Source organism: Flagellimonas lutaonensis (assembly GCF_000963865.1).
In the GTDB taxonomy this organism is placed as follows: Bacteria; Bacteroidota; Bacteroidia; order Flavobacteriales; family Flavobacteriaceae; genus Flagellimonas_A; species Flagellimonas_A lutaonensis.
In genome coordinates, this window is sequence record NZ_CP011071.1 from 1,746,066 (window position 1) to 1,764,891 (window position 18,826).

An 18,826-nucleotide genomic window follows, 5' to 3' on the forward strand; every position below is an offset into this window, starting at 1 on the left:
GAAGTGATGTTTTGGAGTGTATAGGATTCTAGGTTATGAATCTAGCCCTAGCTTAACTTTCAGCCGTTATCTGTTTGACGGTCTTGTTAACATCACATTCTTCGTTTTTTAATCCCAATTTATGGGGCTTATTTTATTCTAGAATACACCAAAAAGTGTTTTTGTTTCTTTATTTTTCTCAAACGTACAATACGTCCTTTTTGAAAAAAGGACAGCTAGTTGTTAAAAGTTTTCAAACGACTACAAACGTTTACAAACGAAAATAAGTGCTTCCTGACCGAATCTTTTTTCCCCACAGTTCTATGTTTGCCCTGTCGGATGATGGACATTCGATTGCATTGACTGTTTAACCTTAAAAATTAGAAAGATGAACGCGCTTAAAAACAAAGTACAGTTGATTGGTAACTTGGGGCAAGACCCCGAAATCGTGACATTGGAGAACGGCAATAGGCTTGCCAAGTTTTCCATCGCCACCAGCGATTATTACAAAAACGCCAAAGGAGAGAAAGTGGAGGAGACCCAATGGCACAATATTGTGGCCTGGGGCAAAACCGCAGAGATTGTCGAAAACTATCTTACCAAGGGCAAGCAAGTGGCCATCGAGGGCAAGTTGACACACCGCTCGTACGAGACCAAAGAAGGCGAGAAACGGTATATCACCGAGATTCGCTGTAACGAATTGCTCATGTTGGGAAAGTAATTTGACAACAGACATCGATAAAAGGGGCATTTTGCCCCTTTTCTTTTTTATGCTGCCGATTTAACAATAACTTAAGGTAGTACCATGCAACGAAATACCTCTTTGCTCGTCTAACAGAAAAAGCCTGTTCATGAAGCGCACCGCTGTCCATATCATCTTCCTGATCTGCCTTCCGGTAGGGGTGTGGTCGCAGGTGAACCCCATTGAAAGGGGTCATAGGTTTTATGCTGAATTGGCACATGCCGATGCCATGTACGAGCATACGCTACCAAAAATGGCCATTGAGGACGAGATTGATTTTTGGACAGACCAAAAGACCTTTGAGCGGCACTTGGCCGAAAACGACCCACAGGCATATCAAATATACTTGAACAGCAAGGGCTCGGCCTATAGGGCCCATCAAAAAATCTGTGGTACACATTGCGGCCATAGCGAACAGTATTTTCGAACTGCCTCGTTTTACATGGTGAACGGCGAAGCTGAAGATATAATGGCCTATACCGCAGAGCCGAAAGAACCCAAGGGAAAGAATTGAGACCACCTGCAACGTGGGGCCTAAGCTACCTTTTTCAGCAAATCAAAACAAGGGCAACGCTTGCAGCGCTTATGCTCGCCCTTTTTGTACTTTTCACAGCACTTTGACTTACATTTTTTTGGCGACATCTTTGTTAAGAGCGCTTTCTTGTTTTTCTTCTTGTCCTTTTTCTTTTTGCCCATCGAAAAGCAATAACGATTGGCAAAGCTAATTATTTTTAATAAATCTAAATAAAGAAATTATAAACAATTACTCACCGCCCATGTTGGAGGCCGCACTTTCAACATTGATCTGTTGCAAGTCACGGTCAAAAAGGTAAAGGCCTCCCTTGTCGTTTCCAATCAAACTGATCTTGTCCAATATGGTGCGGGCAAGCGCTTCTTCCTCTATCTGCTCAGAAACGTACCACTGCAGAAAATTATGGGTGGCATAGTCTTTTTCTTCCAAGGTTATGTGCACAATATCGTTGATGCTTTTCGACACAAAGATTTCGTGTTGGTACAGCTCTTCGAACATCTTTTGAAAGGTGCCAAACTCCGTTTTGGGTGCCTTCAGTTCAGATATTTGTGCGTGGCCGCCCCGTTCGTTCACATATTTGATGAGTTTGAGCATGTGCATGCGTTCTTCATCAGAATGGTCGTACATGAAGCCCGCTATGCCTTCCAATCCCTTTACTTCGGCCCATGAGGCCATTGAAAGGTACACTTGCGATGATTCTGCTTCAATCCGTATTTGGTTGTTGAGTGCTTTTTCAACTTTTTTTGATAACATATCGGTGGGTTTTATACTATAAAATTACAAAATGATTGAGTTGTACAGACTTTTTACAGGGTCGAATTAAAAAGAAATGACCACGCCCATTTTTCTTGGCCCGAAAGACAGGTGCCAGCTTACATCTTTGCTTTGGTCGTTGTACTTTTCGCTGTATTTTTTGTCAAGGTATTTATCGATTGATTCCACGATAAAGATACTCAGTACTGCGCTGAATGCCACATCGGAGACCCAATGAAAACGGTCTACCACCCTAACGAAACCGGGCACCATGCCCACGGTGTAGATACCTGCTTTCACCCAGGGATTCTTGAACTGTTTGGCGATGGCATAGGCATTGGTAAAGGCCAACATCGTATGGCCCGAAAAGAACGAATCGTAATTGAAGACCCGGTCGAGGTGAAAGAGATCATAGGTGCTGGATGGATCACCACTTCGTGGACGGGCCCTTCCGATGATCCGTTTGGTGACCTGTTGCAGAAAGCCCCCGGCTGTGGCCGAGGCCATGAGCAATACCCCTGTTCTCCGTAATTTTTCATTTTTGGTGAAGAGTCCCACCGCATAGATACCTCCTGTGAGCATATAGTTGTTGTCAGGGTTGCCAAACCTGTTTCCGTAATCTTTGACGAATTGCGGCACATCGCCCCGAATGCCATTGGCCCAATCGTCCAGTTCATCATCAATAGTAAACAGCAGTGCGGTACCGGCAGCGGTGTAGCCAAATCGGGCCCAATCATCGCCCTTCCAGTGAAATGGGCGACTGTAGGCATGCCCGATTCCCCCGAACATGCTGCCCATGTCATAGGTGAAGTCATTCCACAGGGTGCGCTGTTTTTGAACGGGCGCTTTTTGTGCGCTCACCTGAAAGATAAAAAGGGCAAGTAATAGGGGCATGGCTGTTTTCATCGGCTTTGGCATTTGTGTTTCAATATAGGGCTAAAAATAAATTTCTTGTGCCAACCTGTAGGTGTTTGCATGGGCCTCGACAATGGTTTTGATGTCGGGCGAGTAGCCACCTCCCATGCTGCATTGCACGGGTATGGCGTTTTTTTTGCAGGTTTCAAGCACCAACCGGTCACGTGCCGCACAGCCCTGGGCACTCATGCCCAAAGTACCGAGTTTGTCTGACTTTAGTACATCTACACCGCAGAGATAAAAAATAAAGTCCGGTTCGACCTGCTCGATAAGTCTGGGGAGTGTTTCGTTCAAAATCGAAAGATACGCACCGTCACCAGTTCCTTTTTCAAGTGGGATGTCGAGGTCAGACGTTTCCTTTTTAAAGGGATAGTTTCCACGACCGTGCATCGAAAAGGTAAAGACTGCCGGGTCATCCCGAAAAATCTCGGCGGTACCGTTCCCTTGGTGCACATCAAGATCGACGACCAGCACTTTTTTTGCCAAACCGGATTTTAAGAGATATCGGGCCCCGATTGCCTGATCGTTCAGCATGCAAAAGGCCTCACCACGGTTGCTGTAGGCATGGTGCGTGCCGCCTGCGATGTTCATGGCAATGCCATGCTCAAGAGCAAACCGGCATCCCTTTATGGTGCCATGGGCAATCATCCGTTCGCGCTTGACCAGCTCGCGCGACAGGGGAAAGCCTATTTTTCGCACTTCACTGGGCTTCAATTGCAGGGCAGTCAGTTTTTGATAGTAGTTGCCATCATGTGCTGCCAGAATATGGTCATCATCAGGAAATTCAGGTTCAAAGAAATTATCATCACAGCACGTACCCTCATGCAACAGTTGTTCGGGCAATAGCTCATATTTGATCATCGGAAAGCGATGCCCCACAGGTAATGGATGACAGTAAATGGGATGATAGGCTATTTTGAGCAAACCGACCGCAATTTTTTCAAATATCCATCTTTCAGCTGAAACCGACAGCAATATGTTGTGCATTGTTTTTGCTGTCATACCTTTGCAGCCTATGTCGAGCGGGATCACTACAGATATAGCAAATTGCCGCCAGCTTCTGCACCAAGGAGAATTGGTGGCCATACCCACTGAAACGGTGTATGGCCTTGCCGCCAATATCTACGATGAGGCTGCAATCAAAAAGATCTTTGAAACAAAGGGCCGGCCGTTGTTCAACCCGTTGATCGTGCACATACATGATATCGGCCAACTGTCAAAATTGGCTGCACATGTCCCCGAAAATGCCCTGAAGTTGGCCGAGAAGTTTTGGCCGGGTCCGCTTACCTTGATACTGCCGAAGCAAGACACCATAAGCGATTTAATCACCGCGGGCAAAGAAACTGTAGGCATCCGCATGCCAAACCACCCCCTTACATTGGAATTGTTGAAAGGGCTGGACTTTCCAGTAGCGGCACCCAGTGCCAACCCGTTTACCAGGGTGAGCCCCACCTCGGCCCAACATGTGGCCGATTATTTTGGTGATACGGTCACGGTCTTGGATGGAGGTCCGTGTACGGTGGGCCTCGAATCGACCATCGTGGGTTTTGATGGGGAAACGCCCATTATTTATAGAAAGGGCGGTGTACCCATTGAGGCCATCGAGCAATGTGTGGGTGCGGTAAAATTGGTGTTGAAGAACGAAAAGGCCCCTGAGGCCCCCGGCATGTTGTTGAAACATTATTCGCCCAGAACGAAATTGATACTGACAGACAATCTTGAAAAAGCCCTCTCCCGAACTGAATTTGAAAAAATCGGGGTGTTGTCTTTTTATACGGATGATTACCCAAAGGCAACTGTAGTGAAGGTGCTTTCAAAGAGCAAGAGTTTGGAAGAGGCGGCAAAAAACCTGTTCGATGCACTACATCAATTGGATACCGTGGGCTTGGAGGTGATCATTGCCGAACGCCTACCCGATAAAGGTCTGGGAATCAGCATCAACGATCGGTTGGAAAGGGCAGGGAACTAGACAGTATTCTTGACTAGCTGATGATTTTCCCATTTGGGACACTTTCATCAGGGTTTACAAAGACCAATTTGCCCGCTTCATTTTCGGTCATCAAAATCATACCCTGGCTTTCAACGCCCCGTAGCTTTCTTGGGGCCAGGTTCACCAAAACCGTCACTTTTTTGCCTACGATTTCTTCCGGTTTAAAGCTTTCGGCAATTCCGGAAACAATGGTACGCGTGTCAAGCCCTGTGTCTACCTGTAAGACCAAAAGTTTATCGGCCTTGGGCATTTTTTCTGCCGATACAATGGTGCCCACCCGCATATCGAGTTTGGCAAAATCATCGTAGGCAATGGTTTCTTTTTGTGGAGAGATGCTTGTTTCCATTTGTTGATTTGATTTCTTTACGGCTTCAAGTTTGGCAAGCTGTGCTTCGATTTCCTTGTCCTCGATTTTTCTGAACAGCAGTTCGCTCTGGTTGATCTGGTGACCGGCGGGCAGCAGAATTTCTTTTGTGGAAACGTCATTCCAGTTGTTCTCGACCTGCCCGTCCGGCGGGCGGGTACGATTCCGATTTGCGGAATCACCCGAACTGACGTTTAATATGTTTTTAAGCTTCGATGATGTGAACGGTAAAAACGGTTCGCTCAGCACGGCCAGGCCTGTAGCTATCTGAAGGGCTGTGAACATAATGGTCTTCACCCGTTCTTCATCGGTTTTGATACGTTTCCACGGCTCTTCGTCTGCCAAATATTTATTGCCGAGCCGGGCCAAGTTCATCAACTCTTGGCTTGCCTCGCGAAAACGGTATCGGTCCAGTGAATCACCCAACTTTTTCGGAAAGTTCCGCAGGGCCTCTAGTGTCTGTTGGTCAACATCAGTGAAGTGATTTGGCCCAGGAACCACCCCGTTGTAATATTTATGCGTCAAGACGACGACACGGTTGATGAAATTGCCAAAAATGGCCACCAATTCGTTGTTGTTGCGGGCCTGAAAATCTTTCCAGGTAAAGTCATTGTCTTTCGTCTCAGGTGCATTGGCGGTGAGGGTATAGCGCAGTACATCTTGCATGTTTGGGAATTCCTGCAAATATTCATGCAGCCAAACCGCCCAGTTTTTGGAGGTCGATAACTTATTGCCCTCCAAATTCAAGAATTCATTGGCGGGTACATTCTCGGGCAAGACAAAATCGCCATGGGCCTTCAACATGCAGGGAAAGATGATGCAGTGGAATACAATATTGTCTTTGCCGATAAAGTGCAATAGTTTGGTGTCTTTGTCTTTCCAGTAGGGCTCCCAATCTTTACCCTCGCGCTCGGCCCATTCTTTGGTCGATGAAATATAGCCAATAGGGGCATCGAACCAGACGTAGAGTACTTTGCCTTCGGCATCGGGTACGGGTACGGGTATGCCCCAATCGAGATCTCGTGTCACGGCCCGCGGCTTGAGACCGTCGTCTATCCATGATTTGCATTGCCCATATACGTTGGGTTTCCAGTCGTTTTTATGGCCCTTAAGAATCCAATCTTTTAGAAAACCCTCGTATTTGTCCAACGGCAAAAACCAGTGCTTGGTCTTTTTTAGGGTGGGTACGGCGCCTGTGATGGTTGATTTCGGATTGATGAGGTCTGTGGCGTTCAAAGATGAACCGCAATTTTCGCATTGGTCGCCGTAGGCTTCCTCGTGGCCGCATTTCGGACAAGTGCCCACTACAAAACGGTCGGCCAAAAATTGTTGTGCTTCCTCATCATATAACTGTTCGGTAACCTCCTCAATAAAATCACCCTGTTCATACAGCTTCTTGAAGAAATCTGAGGCGGTCTTGTGGTGTATGTCAGCCGAGGTGCGTGAGTAGTTGTCGAAAGAGATACCAAAAGCTTCAAATGATTTTTTGATGATGTCATGGTATTTGTCAATGATCTCTTTCGGCGAGACCCCTTCTTTTTTTGCCTTCATGGGGATGGCCACCCCATGTTCATCGCTTCCACAAATGAACAGTACGTCGTTATCTGTTAAACGAAGATACCGGGCGTAAATGTCTGCGGGCACATACACACCTGCCAAATGGCCAATGTGTATAGGGCCGTTTGTATAGGGCAGTGCCGCGGTAAGGGTATAGCGTTTTTGGGCCATTGAGTGTTCAATTAGGCCCCAAAAATACTGAAATAGTTGAAGTAGATGGATGGTTTGTTCGAAAGGATATTGCAGAAAGTCTCCGGTGGAACATGAGAGGGGTTCCGATAACGTTCAGGATGCGGGTGGGGCCAAAAAAAGAAACCTCCGAATTATGTAGCCCAAATTGGGGTGGGGGACTGCACAATCGGAGGATTCTGGAAATGCAAGCCAAGGCTTACATGATCATGACAGATTTACTCATCTTCTGGTCAGCTACCTGAATTCGGTAGATGTATTTACCGGTAGACAAGCTTCCGCGCATGCGCTCTCGTATATTGATCTCGGCTGAGCCCTCGAGCATCATTTCGTTAAAGACCGTACCCACGTTTTGGCCCAAAATATTGTACAGTTGTATGTCAACATGGGCGGCAAAAGGCATTTCTAGGTAGATATGCGGATTTCTTTCCGTAGGATAGTAAGGTCTATGAATAATTTGATTGGCCAACTCGGGGTCTGGATCCATACCCTCGCCTGGAGGCGTATCGGGCAGTGTCGGCGGCTCGTCATCGTAGGCAATATCAGGAAACTCCACACCGCTGCAGTTAAACCCAAGATTGACCGGGTTATAGGGGTGGTCCAACAAATGCTGTTCCACTTTGGGGATTGGCACACAGAGCCATTCTGCCAATACGGTGGCATAAAGGTCCCTAAAGTCCATGGTATATTCTAGATTGCCACGACCGTTCGGGTTATCCAAAGAGGGGTGTTCACCCACAAAGGCACTACCGTTCAAGCCTGATCCGAAGAACAGGGTCGGGGCCGCCTTGCCGTGGTCGGTACCGTTGGATCCGTTTTCAAAAATTCTTCGGCCAAACTCAGAGAAGGTCATGCTCAATACCTGGCCATCTTGCTCGGTAAAGCCCAAGTCTTCGTAAAAGTTATTGATTGCAATTGATAAATTCGACATCAATCGCTCGTGGGCCAACGGCTGGTTACCGTGGGTATCGAAACCACCCATTGAGATCATATAGACCTTGGTACCCAAATTGCCCTTGATCAAGCGGGCCAAAAGGGCCAACTGACGGGCAAAGCCGTTGTCTTGGTATTCTACTTGGTTCTGGCCCCGCATATAGGCCTCGTGTATCTTACCGGCATATTCATAGGTGGTGTTGGCCACACCGCGCAAGAAACGCAGCTGGTCGCCATACATACAACTATCGAACAGACTGTTGTCGAGATCATAAAAGAATCCGGTCTGGGCAATCTCTTCCAGTTGGTCTATGTTGTTGGTCACAAAGGCGTAATTGGTTTCCTCACCTTGAAAGACCAGGTTCGAGATGCTTCCGATCTGTATCGCGGCGGGAGCCTCTGGCGGATTGATCAAATAATCGGGATAACAATCCTCAAAATGCCTTCCCATCCATCCTGTGTTCAAACCGTCAAAACCAGTGGTGGTCAAATCGGTATTGGCATAAATATCAGATCCCGTAAAGTGCGAAAGGCTTTGGTTTTCATAACCGACACCGTGTACCGCCTTGAACTGGCCTTCGCCCCACATGGGTTCCAACGAGTTCATGTAGGTGGGCACGCCGAAATCGTCGGTCAGCTTCAAAATCTTACTTTCAGGAATATAAATGTTCGGCCTGGCATTGGCATAGGTATCGTACTGTTGAATCGGTATGACGGTGCTCAAACCGTCATTACCGCCGTTCAAACGGATCAACACAAGAATATTGTCGGTTTCGGCATCGGCAATGGCCGCGGTCAATGGCGATGGGGCCGAAGCAGAAAGCAGGTTGCTGCCGAGCATCATCGAACCAGAGCCTGCAATGCCCAACGCTTGAATGAACGAGCGGCGGCTCCATGCCTTGTGTTCAACGTCATGGCCCTCATGTTCTAGGCCTTTGTGGGGTTCTATATCGTGGTTGTGGTGTGTATCGCACATAGCAGTAGGATTATTTTAATTGAAACTCGGGTTCTCTTGACAGATGACGCAGTAAAACGTAAACTTGGGTGGGCACTTCCATGCTCACGGCAAGCATCCATAAACTCAATCCGCCGGGGGTATAGTCGGGCGAATAGTAATTTTCGGGTACATCGTCGATTTTGAAGGCATCCATGGCATTTTCAAAATCTTGATCTGTCAACAATCCTTTTGGGGTAAACTTATTGACCAAGGCCCTCACCACCGTTTCAGGATTGCTGGTGTTGCTATCGGCAGGGCCAACGGCATCCATGGCCAAGGTTCTGAACTGTTCGGGGTCGGCCTGAAAGAAACGCTCCAAGAACACTTCCATCGTTAGCCAACGGCCAATGATAAAGTTGGTGTTGATCCATTGGCGATCGCGCTGCCAACCCGCCACATCAACAGGGTCGAACATTTCTTGACCGATGAGCCTACAGGCATCGATGGCATTGATAACGGTGCCATCGTCATAGGCGAAGTTCGACTCCTTGATAAAGTTAAGGTACAGGTCAAAAGGGCTTTTGATGATGACACCGATGGCGGTCTCATCAAAAAAGTGCTGGCTCTTGAACAACTGTGAAAGCACCGGTGCTATCTCAAAATTGTTAGAGATAAAGGTGCTTGCCATACCGTTCAAGATGGGTTGCGCTTCTGCCGCATCGGAATCGGGATGCACAAAGAACTCGTACAATTTTTTGCAGATGAAGCCTGCAATCTCATTGGGTCGCTGTGCAAAGAGAATGTCGATGACATCGTCATAGCCCCAATTACCGGTCTGGCCCAAAATGGTCTTACTGCCGGCATCATGTCTATCGGCTCTGAAGGTCACTTGGGTACAGCCGACCTCGCCACGTTCCACGTATCCGGTCAAGGCGCGGGCTGTTTCAATAATATCCTGTTCCGTATAGCCATTGCCCTCGCCCAAAGTGAAAAGTTCGTACAGCTCACGGGCATAGTTTTCATTGGGGTTGTTGCCGTTGTTGTAGGCACCATCCAAATAATAGAGCATGGCACTGGTCAACCCTATCTCACTTACAAAGGTCTTGAAGTTGCCAATGGCATTGCGCTGCAGGCAATCAATGTAGTAATAGAGAAATGAATTGCACTCGTATACATCCAGCTCGGTTACAAAATGGTTGCTCCAAAAGAAACTGAGGCGGTCTCTAAGGTTGTTGTTCAACAAGGCATTGCCATATGCGGTCGCAAACTCATCACGCTGGGCCCTGCGCAGTTGGCGGGCCAGGTCATCGTCTGCGGGGTAGTTGGCGTTGGTCCAATCGGCCCAGGCAGGTGGGGCGATGGGAGCCATATTGACTGCCTCGTTGATTAGTTGGTCTACCAAGGTGTCGGCCGTTTGGCCCACAGCTTGATCAATTGTTTGAACCGATGCGCTGAAACCTAATCTACGATATAGGTGCTGCGCCCTTAGATTGTCTAAGGGAGTTGTGTACGGCGCTAAGGTTGAGGTGTTGCAATTAACAAAGAATTCCATAGCAAAGTTCGGCGTTAAACATATTCATAGTCTTTGGGGTTAACTATGTGCTTTAACGGGTGGTTAAGGGTTTATTGCGGTTTAAATGTACAATGTTAACGCAGTTTTGGCGGTGAACTGTCAAATTTTTCGATGAACTGCATATATTTTTTTCTATTTTTCAATGTTTATGGGCAAACACAACGAATTTGGAAAGCTCGGAGAGCAGTTGGCCGTTGATTTTTTGGTGAAGGAAGGATATGAAATCGTGCAGCGAAACTTCCGTTATCTAAAGGGCGAACTCGATATCATCGCCAAAAAAGATGGTATCATGGCCATTGTTGAGGTCAAATCGCGCAGTTCTGACTTCTTGGAAATCATTGCTGAAACGGTGAACCAAAAAAAAATCAAGTTGCTCGTGGCCACGGCAGATGCCTTTATGACCGCAAACAATTTTGATGAAGAGGTACGCTTCGACATCATTACCATTCTCAAAAACGGAAAACAGTTCGAACTGGATCACATCAAGGATGCTTTCTATCATTTCTAACCATTTGTTTTATTTTTAACATTATGTTATTTTTGTTGCAAATTTTAGTCAATGAAGACCATTTCGGCCGTAGTGGAGCATTACATTAAAAAGAAGCCCTTTTTGCAGAGTGCCTTGGCGCAGGGCATCATCAACCTTACCTCACTATCGCGTATTGTAAAACCAGAGATTGAAGAAGAGTTGGGCAAAGAGGTGCGCAACGGGGCCATCGTCATGGCCTTGAAGCGCCTGTCAGATGATCTTGAGTTTCGGGCCACCCACAAAATTGTAAAGGTGCTCAAGAACATTGGCGAGATCACGGTGCGGTCAAACCTGTCCGATTATACCTTTTTGTCGTCAGAGACCATCTTGGCCAAACAGGCCAAGTTGTTGGAAGAGGTACACAAAAACCAAGACATTTTTTATACCTCTTCACGCGGGGTCAACGAGATCAATATTGTGGTGAGCAACAGCCTCGATAAAACGGTCGAGGAACTGTTCAAAAACGAACGCTGCACACAAAAGGCCGAAAACCTATCCTCTGTCACGGTAAAACTGCCTGCCGAGAATGTTTCGGTGCCCGGTATCTATTACTTCATTTTTCAGCGCCTGGCCTGGGAGGGCATTGTGCTCTACGAGGTGATTTCGACCACCAACGAGTTTACCATTTTGGTCAACGATGAACAGGTTGATGTGGCGTTTAAGACCATCAAGGATTTGAAGACGTTGTAGTAAATGCTGTTCTAGTTGGCAATTTTTAAAGTAAGTGCATCGAACCTTCCTGCTTTGATAGGGATAAGGCCATAAATGGTTTCCCCTTTTTTAATAGGAGCACCCATTATGTCAAACTCGCTTAGCTGCATTTTGAATTTTTTATTTGCCGAACCTGAAGCAATTATGTTTCCACCGGCCATACTAGGCCCAAGTACCAAGCCAATGGGAATGGAATTTGTTGTTTCTTCAATTCCATAGGAATCAGTTGTGTAGGTGTAAAGATTCACCGGAGTCAACAATAGATATAGGAGATAAATAGCAGAACCTTGCTTTAAACTTTTATAAGCGGCTTGACTGTCCATAATATGCACATTATCCCCATTATCATACTGCAACACTACATTTTCTCCAAAGACATAATCTTTTTCGGCAGTATTGATAATCTTGACCGCGATGACCTTGATGCCATTCCTAAGCTCTTTTTTTGCATACTTACCACTTAAAACATCGTATTTGTAATAGAGTTTAAGGCCACTTTCTGAAGTATTGGAGACAAAATTGGCATTTTCAGGGCCACCAAGATCATAACCAGATGCACAGCCAGTAAAAAGTTGCACGTAAAGAATGCATGAAGTAAGAAGACGAAAATTGATTCTCATTTTTGAATAATGATAAAAAAGGGCCCGGAGGCCCTTCTATTTTTATTCACATGTTGATTCAATGGAAAACCTGAAATTTTTATCGGTAAGTTTCTCAATGGAAGGATTGTTCCTATGATCAGGCTTGTAAGCAGCTCCTGTTCCCAAATCCACTCCGATGCCCAAGATGCCCCAAGAAATTACAGTTAAAATGAAATTTCCGGTTCTGAAGGTATTATCAAAATTTTTGGTTATGGGCTCACAGCCTTCTTCCTTGATTTCTACCTTAACAGGCCTATCCCTTTTCAACATCTTTGTAACTTGACCCTGACCAGCTTTTTCACCATTGATGTAGATGTCTGCATTGGGTCTGCCATGGGCTATAAAGGTGCCATTATAACGGCTTCCACCAAACATTACACCACAACTTGTCAGTTGAAAACTTAGGAATAAAACCGCAAAGAAAATGGAAATTCTGTTTTTCATAAATAACTGTTTTTGGTTAAAATTTTCGAGCTAAAATATAATTCTAGAGAGAAATCACTTGACAATTATTCTTATTTTATCAACAGAGAGTTCTTATTAAAATTTATTAAAAAAGGATGGTCATTTTTAATGCCTTGCTTGTCAGCGGATTATTTTAAATCTCGAATTTTAATCAGGCAGATAGTGAGTCAATTCTTTCCCTAATTTATTTTTTATCTAAATTCAGGGGTGGGTCAAAAAGTTGTTAATCTCATTTTTCGGTTAAAAATGAAGGAGAATCCGATATCAGTTATACAGGTGTTAGTGGTTACCTTGTTTGACCCGCTGACTGACCCTATATAGAAAGAGCACTTCTAGAATAACCGCGGGTAACTGCAATATCCAACCAAGCAGTGATAATACCACGGTCAACAAAAAGAATGATGCCAGTACCTCCATACCTCCTGCGAAAAAGCTGAGAGGACGCATGATTTTGTTCGTTTTTATGATTGAGATCCCGAACAGAATGCCCAACGTGCCCCAACTGATGGCCTCTGCCAATATGACCACTTCAAATGTTAGGAAGTCGTTGAAAAAGGAAACAATATCAAATAGATAGAATAGCACACAGCCTATTAATAGGAGTACTGAGGCAATCTTCATCAAATAGTTTTTGAGCAGTTTTCCTGAAATGAGAAATCCGTAGACCATGGCGGCATAAAAGAGCATAGAGAAAATTTTGAGCACTACTGAGCCAATGGTGCCAAACACCAATTCATCTTCGTAAAACCTGAAATAGTCGATGACACCCTCCATCGAACTGGTGATTAAATACAAAACACCCGACACCATGGCCAAGGTGAGCAAAGTATGTACCGATTTGGCCTCTTTTTTTGAGACGTTCAATACGAAATCAGGGTTTTGGTCTTCCGTTACTTGAAGTGTTTCATAGTCCTCATCAAGGGCCGATAGAATGGTCTTTACGGTATAACTTCTTGGGGTAACCTCACCATTTTCAATACGCTGTAAAGTGCGTACATTGATGTTGCAGCGTTCTACCAATTCTTCTTGGGTGAGTCCCTTTTCTTTTCGAAGGGCCTCTATTTTGAGTCCCAGTTCAGGTTGTTTCATCTCAATTGTTTACAAATGCACGACAATGATATGGGCAAAACAAAAGGTAAGCAAAGAACTTTGGTTATTTTACCCCGACATTCACCCGACATTTGGTATCTTGACCTTTATTATCAAAGAGTTTTATTCATATGAAAATCACTGTTAAAGCTATCCTTTTAAAATTCATACTGTTGGTTTTCTTGCCAGTATTTGGACAAGAAATGTATTTCCCCAAACGGAATGCCGATTGGAAAAAGTTTGAAAAAAGCACTTATAACGAATCCGTTCTGCAAGATGCGGTCAACTTTGCTCTGCAAAACGAATATTCAGGAAGCAAAGATTTACGCCAAGCGATTCTAAAGGGATTCGAACGGGAGCCTTTTCATGAAATTCTTGGGCCTACCAAAAAACGGGGTGCCCCTGCGGGAATGATTCTCAAAAACGGATACCTTGTCACTTCTTGGGGCGATACCAAACGGGTCGATATGACCTTTAGTGTCACCAAAAGCTTTCTCTCGACCGTGGCCGGTTTGGCCGTGGATGCCAAGCTGATTGCAGATGTCAACGACAAAGTGGGAAATTATGTTTGGGATGGTACTTTTGATGGCGAGCACAACAATAAAATCACTTGGGAGCATCTTTTGCAGCAAAATTCCGATTGGTCGGGCGAACTCTGGGGACTCAAAGATTGGGCCGACCGACCTCCACGTGAGGGCAGCCTCGATGATTGGAAGTTCCGTAAACTCCAAGAACCGGGCACGGTGATGGAGTACAACGATGTACGGGTGAACGTTTTGGCCTATTCGTTGACCCATGTTTGGCGAAAACCGTTGCCGTTGGTGCTCAAAGAAAAGCTAATGGACCGAATTGGTGCCTCGACCACATGGCGTTGGTATGGCTATGACCATGCGTGGACGACCATCGACGGACTCAAAATGCAATCGGTCACGGGCGGCGGCCACTCAGGGGCGGGCATGTTCATCAGCACCGAAGACATGGCCCGTTTTGGTCTGCTCTTTCTCAACAACGGTCAATGGAACAACCAACAGCTGCTCAGCAAAGAATGGATTGAACTGGCCACTACGCCCTCAGTACCCAACGTCAATTATGGCTATATGTGGTGGTTGAACGAAAAGGAGGGCGATCGCCATTGGGAGGGCGTGCCCGAGCACGTTTTTTATGCCGCAGGCTTTGGCGGCAACTTTATTGTCATCGACCAGCAAAATGGTCTTGTCATCGTCACCCGTTGGTTGGAACCCTCTAAGATTGGGGAATTTGTGAGGCAAGTGTATAAGACTTTTTAATTTCCCTGTCATTTCTAATCCCGATATTTCGGGATGAGAAATCTCTTGAGATTCCTCGTCGCTTCGCTCTGTCGAAAAGACAAACAGAAAGCTATGGCGCCACTGCGCTTTGCTTATGGAGCGGCTCCAAAGCCTGCAGGGCCTTTTCCACATTCGTAATGCCTTCAAAAACCAATAGCAGCCGCAGTCCGTTACGGGTCTGTTTTTCTTTGAGTTTGCATTGCTGGGGATGGCTTTGCACGTACTGAAGCACATGGGTAAAAGTGTGGCTTTGGTAAAAGTCTGATTGCTGGTCGGCAATGAAATAGCCGATGAATTTTTTCTTTTTCAAGACCACTTTTTCAAGCCCGATACTCGTGGCGATCCACTTGATGCGCACTGAATTCAACAAATCGACCGCTTGTGGGGGCAGTTCGCCAAACCGGTCCACCAGTTTGGCCTCGAAGTGTTGCAGGCCTTCCTCATCCGTAACTTGGTTCAATTCTGTATAAAGGCTCAGCCGTTCGGTGATGTTGTTGATATAATCATCGGGGAAGAGCAACTCAAAGTCGGTGTCAAGCTGTAGGTCTTTGACATAGGTCTTGGGTCGGTCGCCTTCGACTTCGTCATAGAGTTCCTTGAATTCATTTTCCTTTAGCTCCTCAATGGCCTCACTCAATATTTTTTGGTAGGTCTCGAACCCGATTTCGTTGATGAAACCACTTTGCTCGCCACCCAACAAATCGCCTGCGCCGCGGATCTCGAGGTCTTTCATGGCGATATGGAAGCCACTGCCCAGTTCGGTAAACTGTTCAAGCGCTTCGATGCGCTTTCGGGCATCGGGGGTCATCACTTCATAGGGCGGGGTAATAAAATAGCAGAATGCCTTTTTGTTGCTTCGCCCCACGCGGCCCCGCATCTGGTGCAGGTCGCTGAGCCCAAAATTGTTGGCATTGTTTATAAAAATGGTGTTGGCATTGGTCACATCCAATCCACTTTCCACAATGGTTGTGGAAACCAACACATCGAATTCGCCGTTCATAAAGGCAAGCATCAATTGTTCCAATTTTTTGCCTTCCATTTGCCCGTGGCCGATACCTATTTTGGCATCGGGCACCAAGCGTTGTACCATGCCCGCTACTTCTTTGATGTTCTCGATTCGGTTGTGGATAAAGAACACCTGTCCGCCACGCTGTATCTCATACGAAATGGCATCACGAATGGTCGCTTCGTTGAAGCGTATCACCTGGCTTTCGATAGGGTAACGGTTCGGTGGCGGCGTATTGATGACCGAGAGGTCACGGGCGGCCATCAGGCTGAACTGCAAGGTACGTGGAATCGGCGTTGCCGTCAACGTAAGCACATCGACATTTTCCTTTATGGACTTCAACTTGTCTTTTACGGACACCCCAAATTTTTGTTCCTCATCAACAATGAGCAACCCAAGGTCTTTGAACTTCACGTTTTTGTTCACCAGTTGGTGGGTGCCGATGATGATGTCTATTTTGCCCTGCTGCAACCGCTCTAAAATATCACGCTTTTCTTTGGCGGTACGAAAGCGGTTTAGGTAATCGACCGTCACGGGCATATCTGCCAAGCGTTCTTTAAAGGTCTTGTTGTGCTGAAAGGCCAAAATGGTAGTGGGCACCAGTACAGCAACCTGTTTGCCATTGTCAACGGCCTTAAAAGCAGCGCGAATGGCCACCTCTGTCTTGCCAAAGCCCACATCGCCGCAAATGAGGCGGTCCATTGGGCGTTCACTCTCCATGTCTTTTTTTACATCTTCAGTGGCCTTGGCCTGGTCTGGGGTATCCTCGTAGAGAAAAGAAGCTTCCAACTCGTGCTGCAGGTAACTATCGGGCCCATACTGGAAACCTTTCTCTAAACGGCGTTTAGCATAGACCTTGATAAGGTCAAAGGCAATTTTTTTGACGCGGCTTTTGGTCTTTTGTTTGAGCTTTTTCCATGCTGCGGACCCCAACTTGTAAATCTTGGGCACAGCACCATCTTTACCGTTGTATTTCGATATTTTGTGCAGTGAGTGGATGCTCACATACAGAATATCGCGGTCGCCGTAGATGAGTTTGATAGCCTCCTGTTGTTTGCCCTCGACCTCTATTTTTTGCAATCCGCCGAACTTGCCGATACCGTGGTCGATGTGGGTCACATAGTCGCCGATTTCAAGTTTGTTGAGCTCTTTGAGTGTGATGGCCTGCTTTTTGGCATAGCCATTTTTAAGGTGGAATTTGTGGTAGCGCTCAAAAATCTGGTGATCGGAATAACAGGCAATTTTTAAATCTTGTTCGATGAACCCTTTGTAAAGAGGAAAGACCACGGTCTGGTAATGGATGCCTCTCGACTGCGTTTGAGGCGCTTCTTCGTTCATTGAATCGAAAATATCATGGAAACGCTCTGCCTGCTGTTCTGTCGAACAAAAGATGTAATTGGTATAGCCTGCTTCGTGCTTTTCGTTCAGGTCTTGAATGAGCAGGTCGAATTTTTTGTTGAAAGCAGGTTGGGGTTTGGTGCGGAATGAAATTTCGTCACCCTGAACTTGTTTCAGGTTCTCACCCCCTAATTCAACCACTGTAAAATCCTGCAACTGATTTTTTAACAACGTGGAAGTCACGAACAATTCTTGTGGTTGCGAATGTTTGATTTCTTTGCTCAACTTTGAAAATTCCTCCTTAGCCTTTTCAAAGAAGGAATCGATGCGCCCATAGGCCAACGACAGGTTCTTGGCAAAGATGACGGTATCGGGTTTGATGTATTTTAGAAAACTTTCGCGGTTTTCCTGTAAAAACTTGTTCTCTACATTCGGAATGATGGTAATTTTCTTTACCTGATCAGTGGAAAGCTGTGTTTCCACATCAAAAGTTCGTATGCTGTCCACGTCATCGCCAAAAAACTCAATGCGGTACGGTTCGTCATGTGAAAAGGAAAAGACATCAACAATCCCCCCACGTACCGAGAACTCCCCGGGCTCGGTGACAAAATCAACACGCTTGAACTCATACTCGAACAAGGTCTCGTTCAAGAAATCAAGCGAAAGATTATCGCCCAACTTGATGTTGAGCGTATTTTTTTCAAGCTCTTTGCGGGTCACCACCTTTTCGAACAGCGCATCGGGATAGGTAACAATGACCGCAGGTTTTTTTCGGGAATTGATACGGTTCAGTACCTCGGCCCTTAGGAGTACATTGGCATTGTCTGTTTCTTCGATTTGGTAGGGCCTGCGGTAACTGCCGGGATAAAAGAGCACATCTTTGTCGCCCAACAACAATTCAAGGTCGTTGAGGTGATAGGCGGCTTCTTCTTTGTCGTTCAAAAGCACCAAAAAGGGCCGTTCGGCGGTTTTGAAAGCCTGGGCTACGGCAAAAGATACCGAGGAGCCGACCAAGCCTTTTACGGGAATTATGTCGCCTCGAGCACTTCGGTTTCGCTCAGTATAAACTTTGTCCAGAGGTTCGGAGTGGGCAATGGTGTCCTGCAGTTTCCGAAGTTGCGGAGACTGTTCAAAAAGGGTTAGAATGGACGATTTGGTCAATCCAAAAAACTTTGGTGCAAAGGTAGTATGAGGGAGGGAGCGATGCAATTTTTTTTGGCATCCTTATTTAGAGGAGTGACAAAAGGGCATCAAGATTTCTCGTCGCTTTGCTCTG

General features: G+C 46.1%; 16 protein-coding genes. 6 read left to right on the forward strand and 10 right to left on the reverse strand.

Translation table 11 applies throughout. From position 1 onward, the window contains the following. Positions 1–367 precede the first annotated feature (367 nt). Both VC82_RS08135 and VC82_RS08140 read left to right on the forward strand, forming a co-directional pair. Positions 368–700 (forward strand): single-stranded DNA-binding protein, encoded by a 333-nt coding sequence (locus tag VC82_RS08135; protein ID WP_045801929.1) that lies wholly within the window; start codon positions 368–370, stop codon positions 698–700. A gap of 130 nt (positions 701–830) precedes the next feature. Further along, on the forward strand, positions 831–1,235 hold the full coding sequence (locus VC82_RS08140; RefSeq protein WP_045801930.1) for a hypothetical protein: 405 nt from the start codon (positions 831–833) through the stop codon (positions 1,233–1,235). A 249-nt stretch (positions 1,236–1,484) separates the two neighbouring features. On the opposite strand, the gene VC82_RS08145 is transcribed toward VC82_RS08140, so the two are convergent. From VC82_RS08145 to VC82_RS08155, 3 genes are all read right to left on the reverse strand, one after another. Further along, positions 1,485–2,006, reverse strand: coding sequence for a ferritin (locus VC82_RS08145; protein WP_045801931.1), 522 nt, complete (start codon positions 2,004–2,006; stop codon positions 1,485–1,487). Between the two features lie 66 nt (positions 2,007–2,072). Then, on the reverse strand, positions 2,073–2,912 hold the full coding sequence (locus tag VC82_RS08150; RefSeq protein ID WP_045801932.1) for a phosphatase PAP2 family protein: 840 nt from the start codon (positions 2,910–2,912) through the stop codon (positions 2,073–2,075). A 30-nt stretch (positions 2,913–2,942) separates the two neighbouring features. Further along, on the reverse strand, positions 2,943–3,845 hold the full coding sequence (locus tag VC82_RS08155) for a histone deacetylase family protein (protein ID WP_045803338.1): 903 nt from the start codon (positions 3,843–3,845) through the stop codon (positions 2,943–2,945). 91 nt (positions 3,846–3,936) lie between these two features. Between VC82_RS08155 and VC82_RS08160 the strand changes: the two genes are divergently transcribed. After that, positions 3,937–4,890: an L-threonylcarbamoyladenylate synthase gene (locus VC82_RS08160; protein ID WP_045803339.1), complete on the forward strand. Its 954-nt coding sequence runs from the start codon at positions 3,937–3,939 to the stop codon at positions 4,888–4,890. Positions 4,891–4,903: 13 nt separating this feature from the next. Here VC82_RS08160 and metG read toward each other — a convergent pair whose 3' ends face one another. From metG to VC82_RS08180, 3 genes are all read right to left on the reverse strand, one after another. Beyond that, positions 4,904–7,003 (reverse strand): methionine--tRNA ligase, encoded by a 2,100-nt coding sequence (metG, locus tag VC82_RS08165; protein WP_045801933.1) that lies wholly within the window; start codon positions 7,001–7,003, stop codon positions 4,904–4,906. A gap of 217 nt (positions 7,004–7,220) precedes the next feature. Next, the gene (locus VC82_RS08175; protein WP_045801935.1) at positions 7,221–8,930 is read right to left on the reverse strand and encodes a DUF1501 domain-containing protein; all 1,710 of its coding nucleotides are present in this window, start codon (positions 8,928–8,930) and stop codon (positions 7,221–7,223) included. Positions 8,931–8,940: 10 nt separating this feature from the next. Further along, positions 8,941–10,443 carry a DUF1800 domain-containing protein gene (locus VC82_RS08180; RefSeq protein ID WP_045801936.1) on the reverse strand — a complete coding sequence of 501 codons (1,503 nt, stop codon included), beginning with the start codon at positions 10,441–10,443 and terminating at the stop codon, positions 8,941–8,943. 169 nt (positions 10,444–10,612) lie between these two features. Here VC82_RS08180 and VC82_RS08185 point away from each other — a divergent pair, with 169 nt between their 5' ends. Together VC82_RS08185 and VC82_RS08190 are read left to right on the forward strand one after the other, a co-directional pair. Continuing rightward, positions 10,613–10,972: a YraN family protein gene (locus VC82_RS08185; RefSeq protein ID WP_045803340.1), complete on the forward strand. Its 360-nt coding sequence runs from the start codon at positions 10,613–10,615 to the stop codon at positions 10,970–10,972. A gap of 51 nt (positions 10,973–11,023) precedes the next feature. Continuing rightward, on the forward strand, positions 11,024–11,683 hold the full coding sequence (locus VC82_RS08190) for an aspartate kinase (RefSeq protein ID WP_045801937.1): 660 nt from the start codon (positions 11,024–11,026) through the stop codon (positions 11,681–11,683). Positions 11,684–11,694: 11 nt separating this feature from the next. Here the strand turns inward: VC82_RS08190 and VC82_RS08195 are convergent, their stop codons facing one another. The 3 genes from VC82_RS08195 to VC82_RS08205 all read right to left on the reverse strand — a co-directional run bounded on the left by VC82_RS08195 (position 11,695) and on the right by VC82_RS08205 (position 13,899). Beyond that, complete coding sequence (locus VC82_RS08195) at positions 11,695–12,324, reverse strand: hypothetical protein (protein ID WP_045801938.1); 630 nt, start codon at positions 12,322–12,324, stop codon at positions 11,695–11,697. Between the two features lie 42 nt (positions 12,325–12,366). Next, positions 12,367–12,789 carry a hypothetical protein gene (locus VC82_RS08200; protein ID WP_045801939.1) on the reverse strand — a complete coding sequence of 141 codons (423 nt, stop codon included), beginning with the start codon at positions 12,787–12,789 and terminating at the stop codon, positions 12,367–12,369. 300 nt (positions 12,790–13,089) lie between these two features. After that, positions 13,090–13,899: a helix-turn-helix domain-containing protein gene (locus VC82_RS08205; RefSeq protein ID WP_045801940.1), complete on the reverse strand. Its 810-nt coding sequence runs from the start codon at positions 13,897–13,899 to the stop codon at positions 13,090–13,092. 131 nt (positions 13,900–14,030) lie between these two features. Here VC82_RS08205 and VC82_RS08210 point away from each other — a divergent pair, with 131 nt between their 5' ends. Continuing rightward, positions 14,031–15,185, forward strand: coding sequence for a serine hydrolase domain-containing protein (locus VC82_RS08210; protein WP_045801941.1), 1,155 nt, complete (start codon positions 14,031–14,033; stop codon positions 15,183–15,185). A 91-nt stretch (positions 15,186–15,276) separates the two neighbouring features. On the opposite strand, the gene mfd is transcribed toward VC82_RS08210, so the two are convergent. After that, positions 15,277–18,711 carry a transcription-repair coupling factor gene (mfd, locus tag VC82_RS08215; RefSeq protein ID WP_045801942.1) on the reverse strand — a complete coding sequence of 1,145 codons (3,435 nt, stop codon included), beginning with the start codon at positions 18,709–18,711 and terminating at the stop codon, positions 15,277–15,279. Between the last annotated feature and the right edge of the window lie 115 nt (positions 18,712–18,826).

Coding starts and splice junctions, on each gene's coding strand:
- metG (WP_045801933.1), bottom strand. CDS start 7,003: ATGGCCCAAAAACGCTATACCCTTACCGCGGCACTGCCCTATACAAAC.
- VC82_RS08195 (WP_045801938.1), bottom strand. CDS start 12,324: ATGAGAATCAATTTTCGTCTTCTTACTTCATGCATTCTTTACGTGCAA.
- VC82_RS08185 (WP_045803340.1), top strand. CDS start 10,613: ATGGGCAAACACAACGAATTTGGAAAGCTCGGAGAGCAGTTGGCCGTT.
- VC82_RS08160 (WP_045803339.1), top strand. CDS start 3,937: ATGTCGAGCGGGATCACTACAGATATAGCAAATTGCCGCCAGCTTCTG.
- VC82_RS08210 (WP_045801941.1), top strand. CDS start 14,031: ATGAAAATCACTGTTAAAGCTATCCTTTTAAAATTCATACTGTTGGTT.
- VC82_RS08175 (WP_045801935.1), bottom strand. CDS start 8,930: ATGTGCGATACACACCACAACCACGATATAGAACCCCACAAAGGCCTA.
- VC82_RS08150 (WP_045801932.1), bottom strand. CDS start 2,912: ATGAAAACAGCCATGCCCCTATTACTTGCCCTTTTTATCTTTCAGGTG.
- VC82_RS08140 (WP_045801930.1), top strand. CDS start 831: ATGAAGCGCACCGCTGTCCATATCATCTTCCTGATCTGCCTTCCGGTA.
- VC82_RS08205 (WP_045801940.1), bottom strand. CDS start 13,899: ATGAAACAACCTGAACTGGGACTCAAAATAGAGGCCCTTCGAAAAGAA.
- VC82_RS08145 (WP_045801931.1), bottom strand. CDS start 2,006: ATGTTATCAAAAAAAGTTGAAAAAGCACTCAACAACCAAATACGGATT.
- VC82_RS08190 (WP_045801937.1), top strand. CDS start 11,024: ATGAAGACCATTTCGGCCGTAGTGGAGCATTACATTAAAAAGAAGCCC.
- VC82_RS08200 (WP_045801939.1), bottom strand. CDS start 12,789: ATGAAAAACAGAATTTCCATTTTCTTTGCGGTTTTATTCCTAAGTTTT.
- VC82_RS08180 (WP_045801936.1), bottom strand. CDS start 10,443: ATGGAATTCTTTGTTAATTGCAACACCTCAACCTTAGCGCCGTACACA.
- VC82_RS08135 (WP_045801929.1), top strand. CDS start 368: ATGAACGCGCTTAAAAACAAAGTACAGTTGATTGGTAACTTGGGGCAA.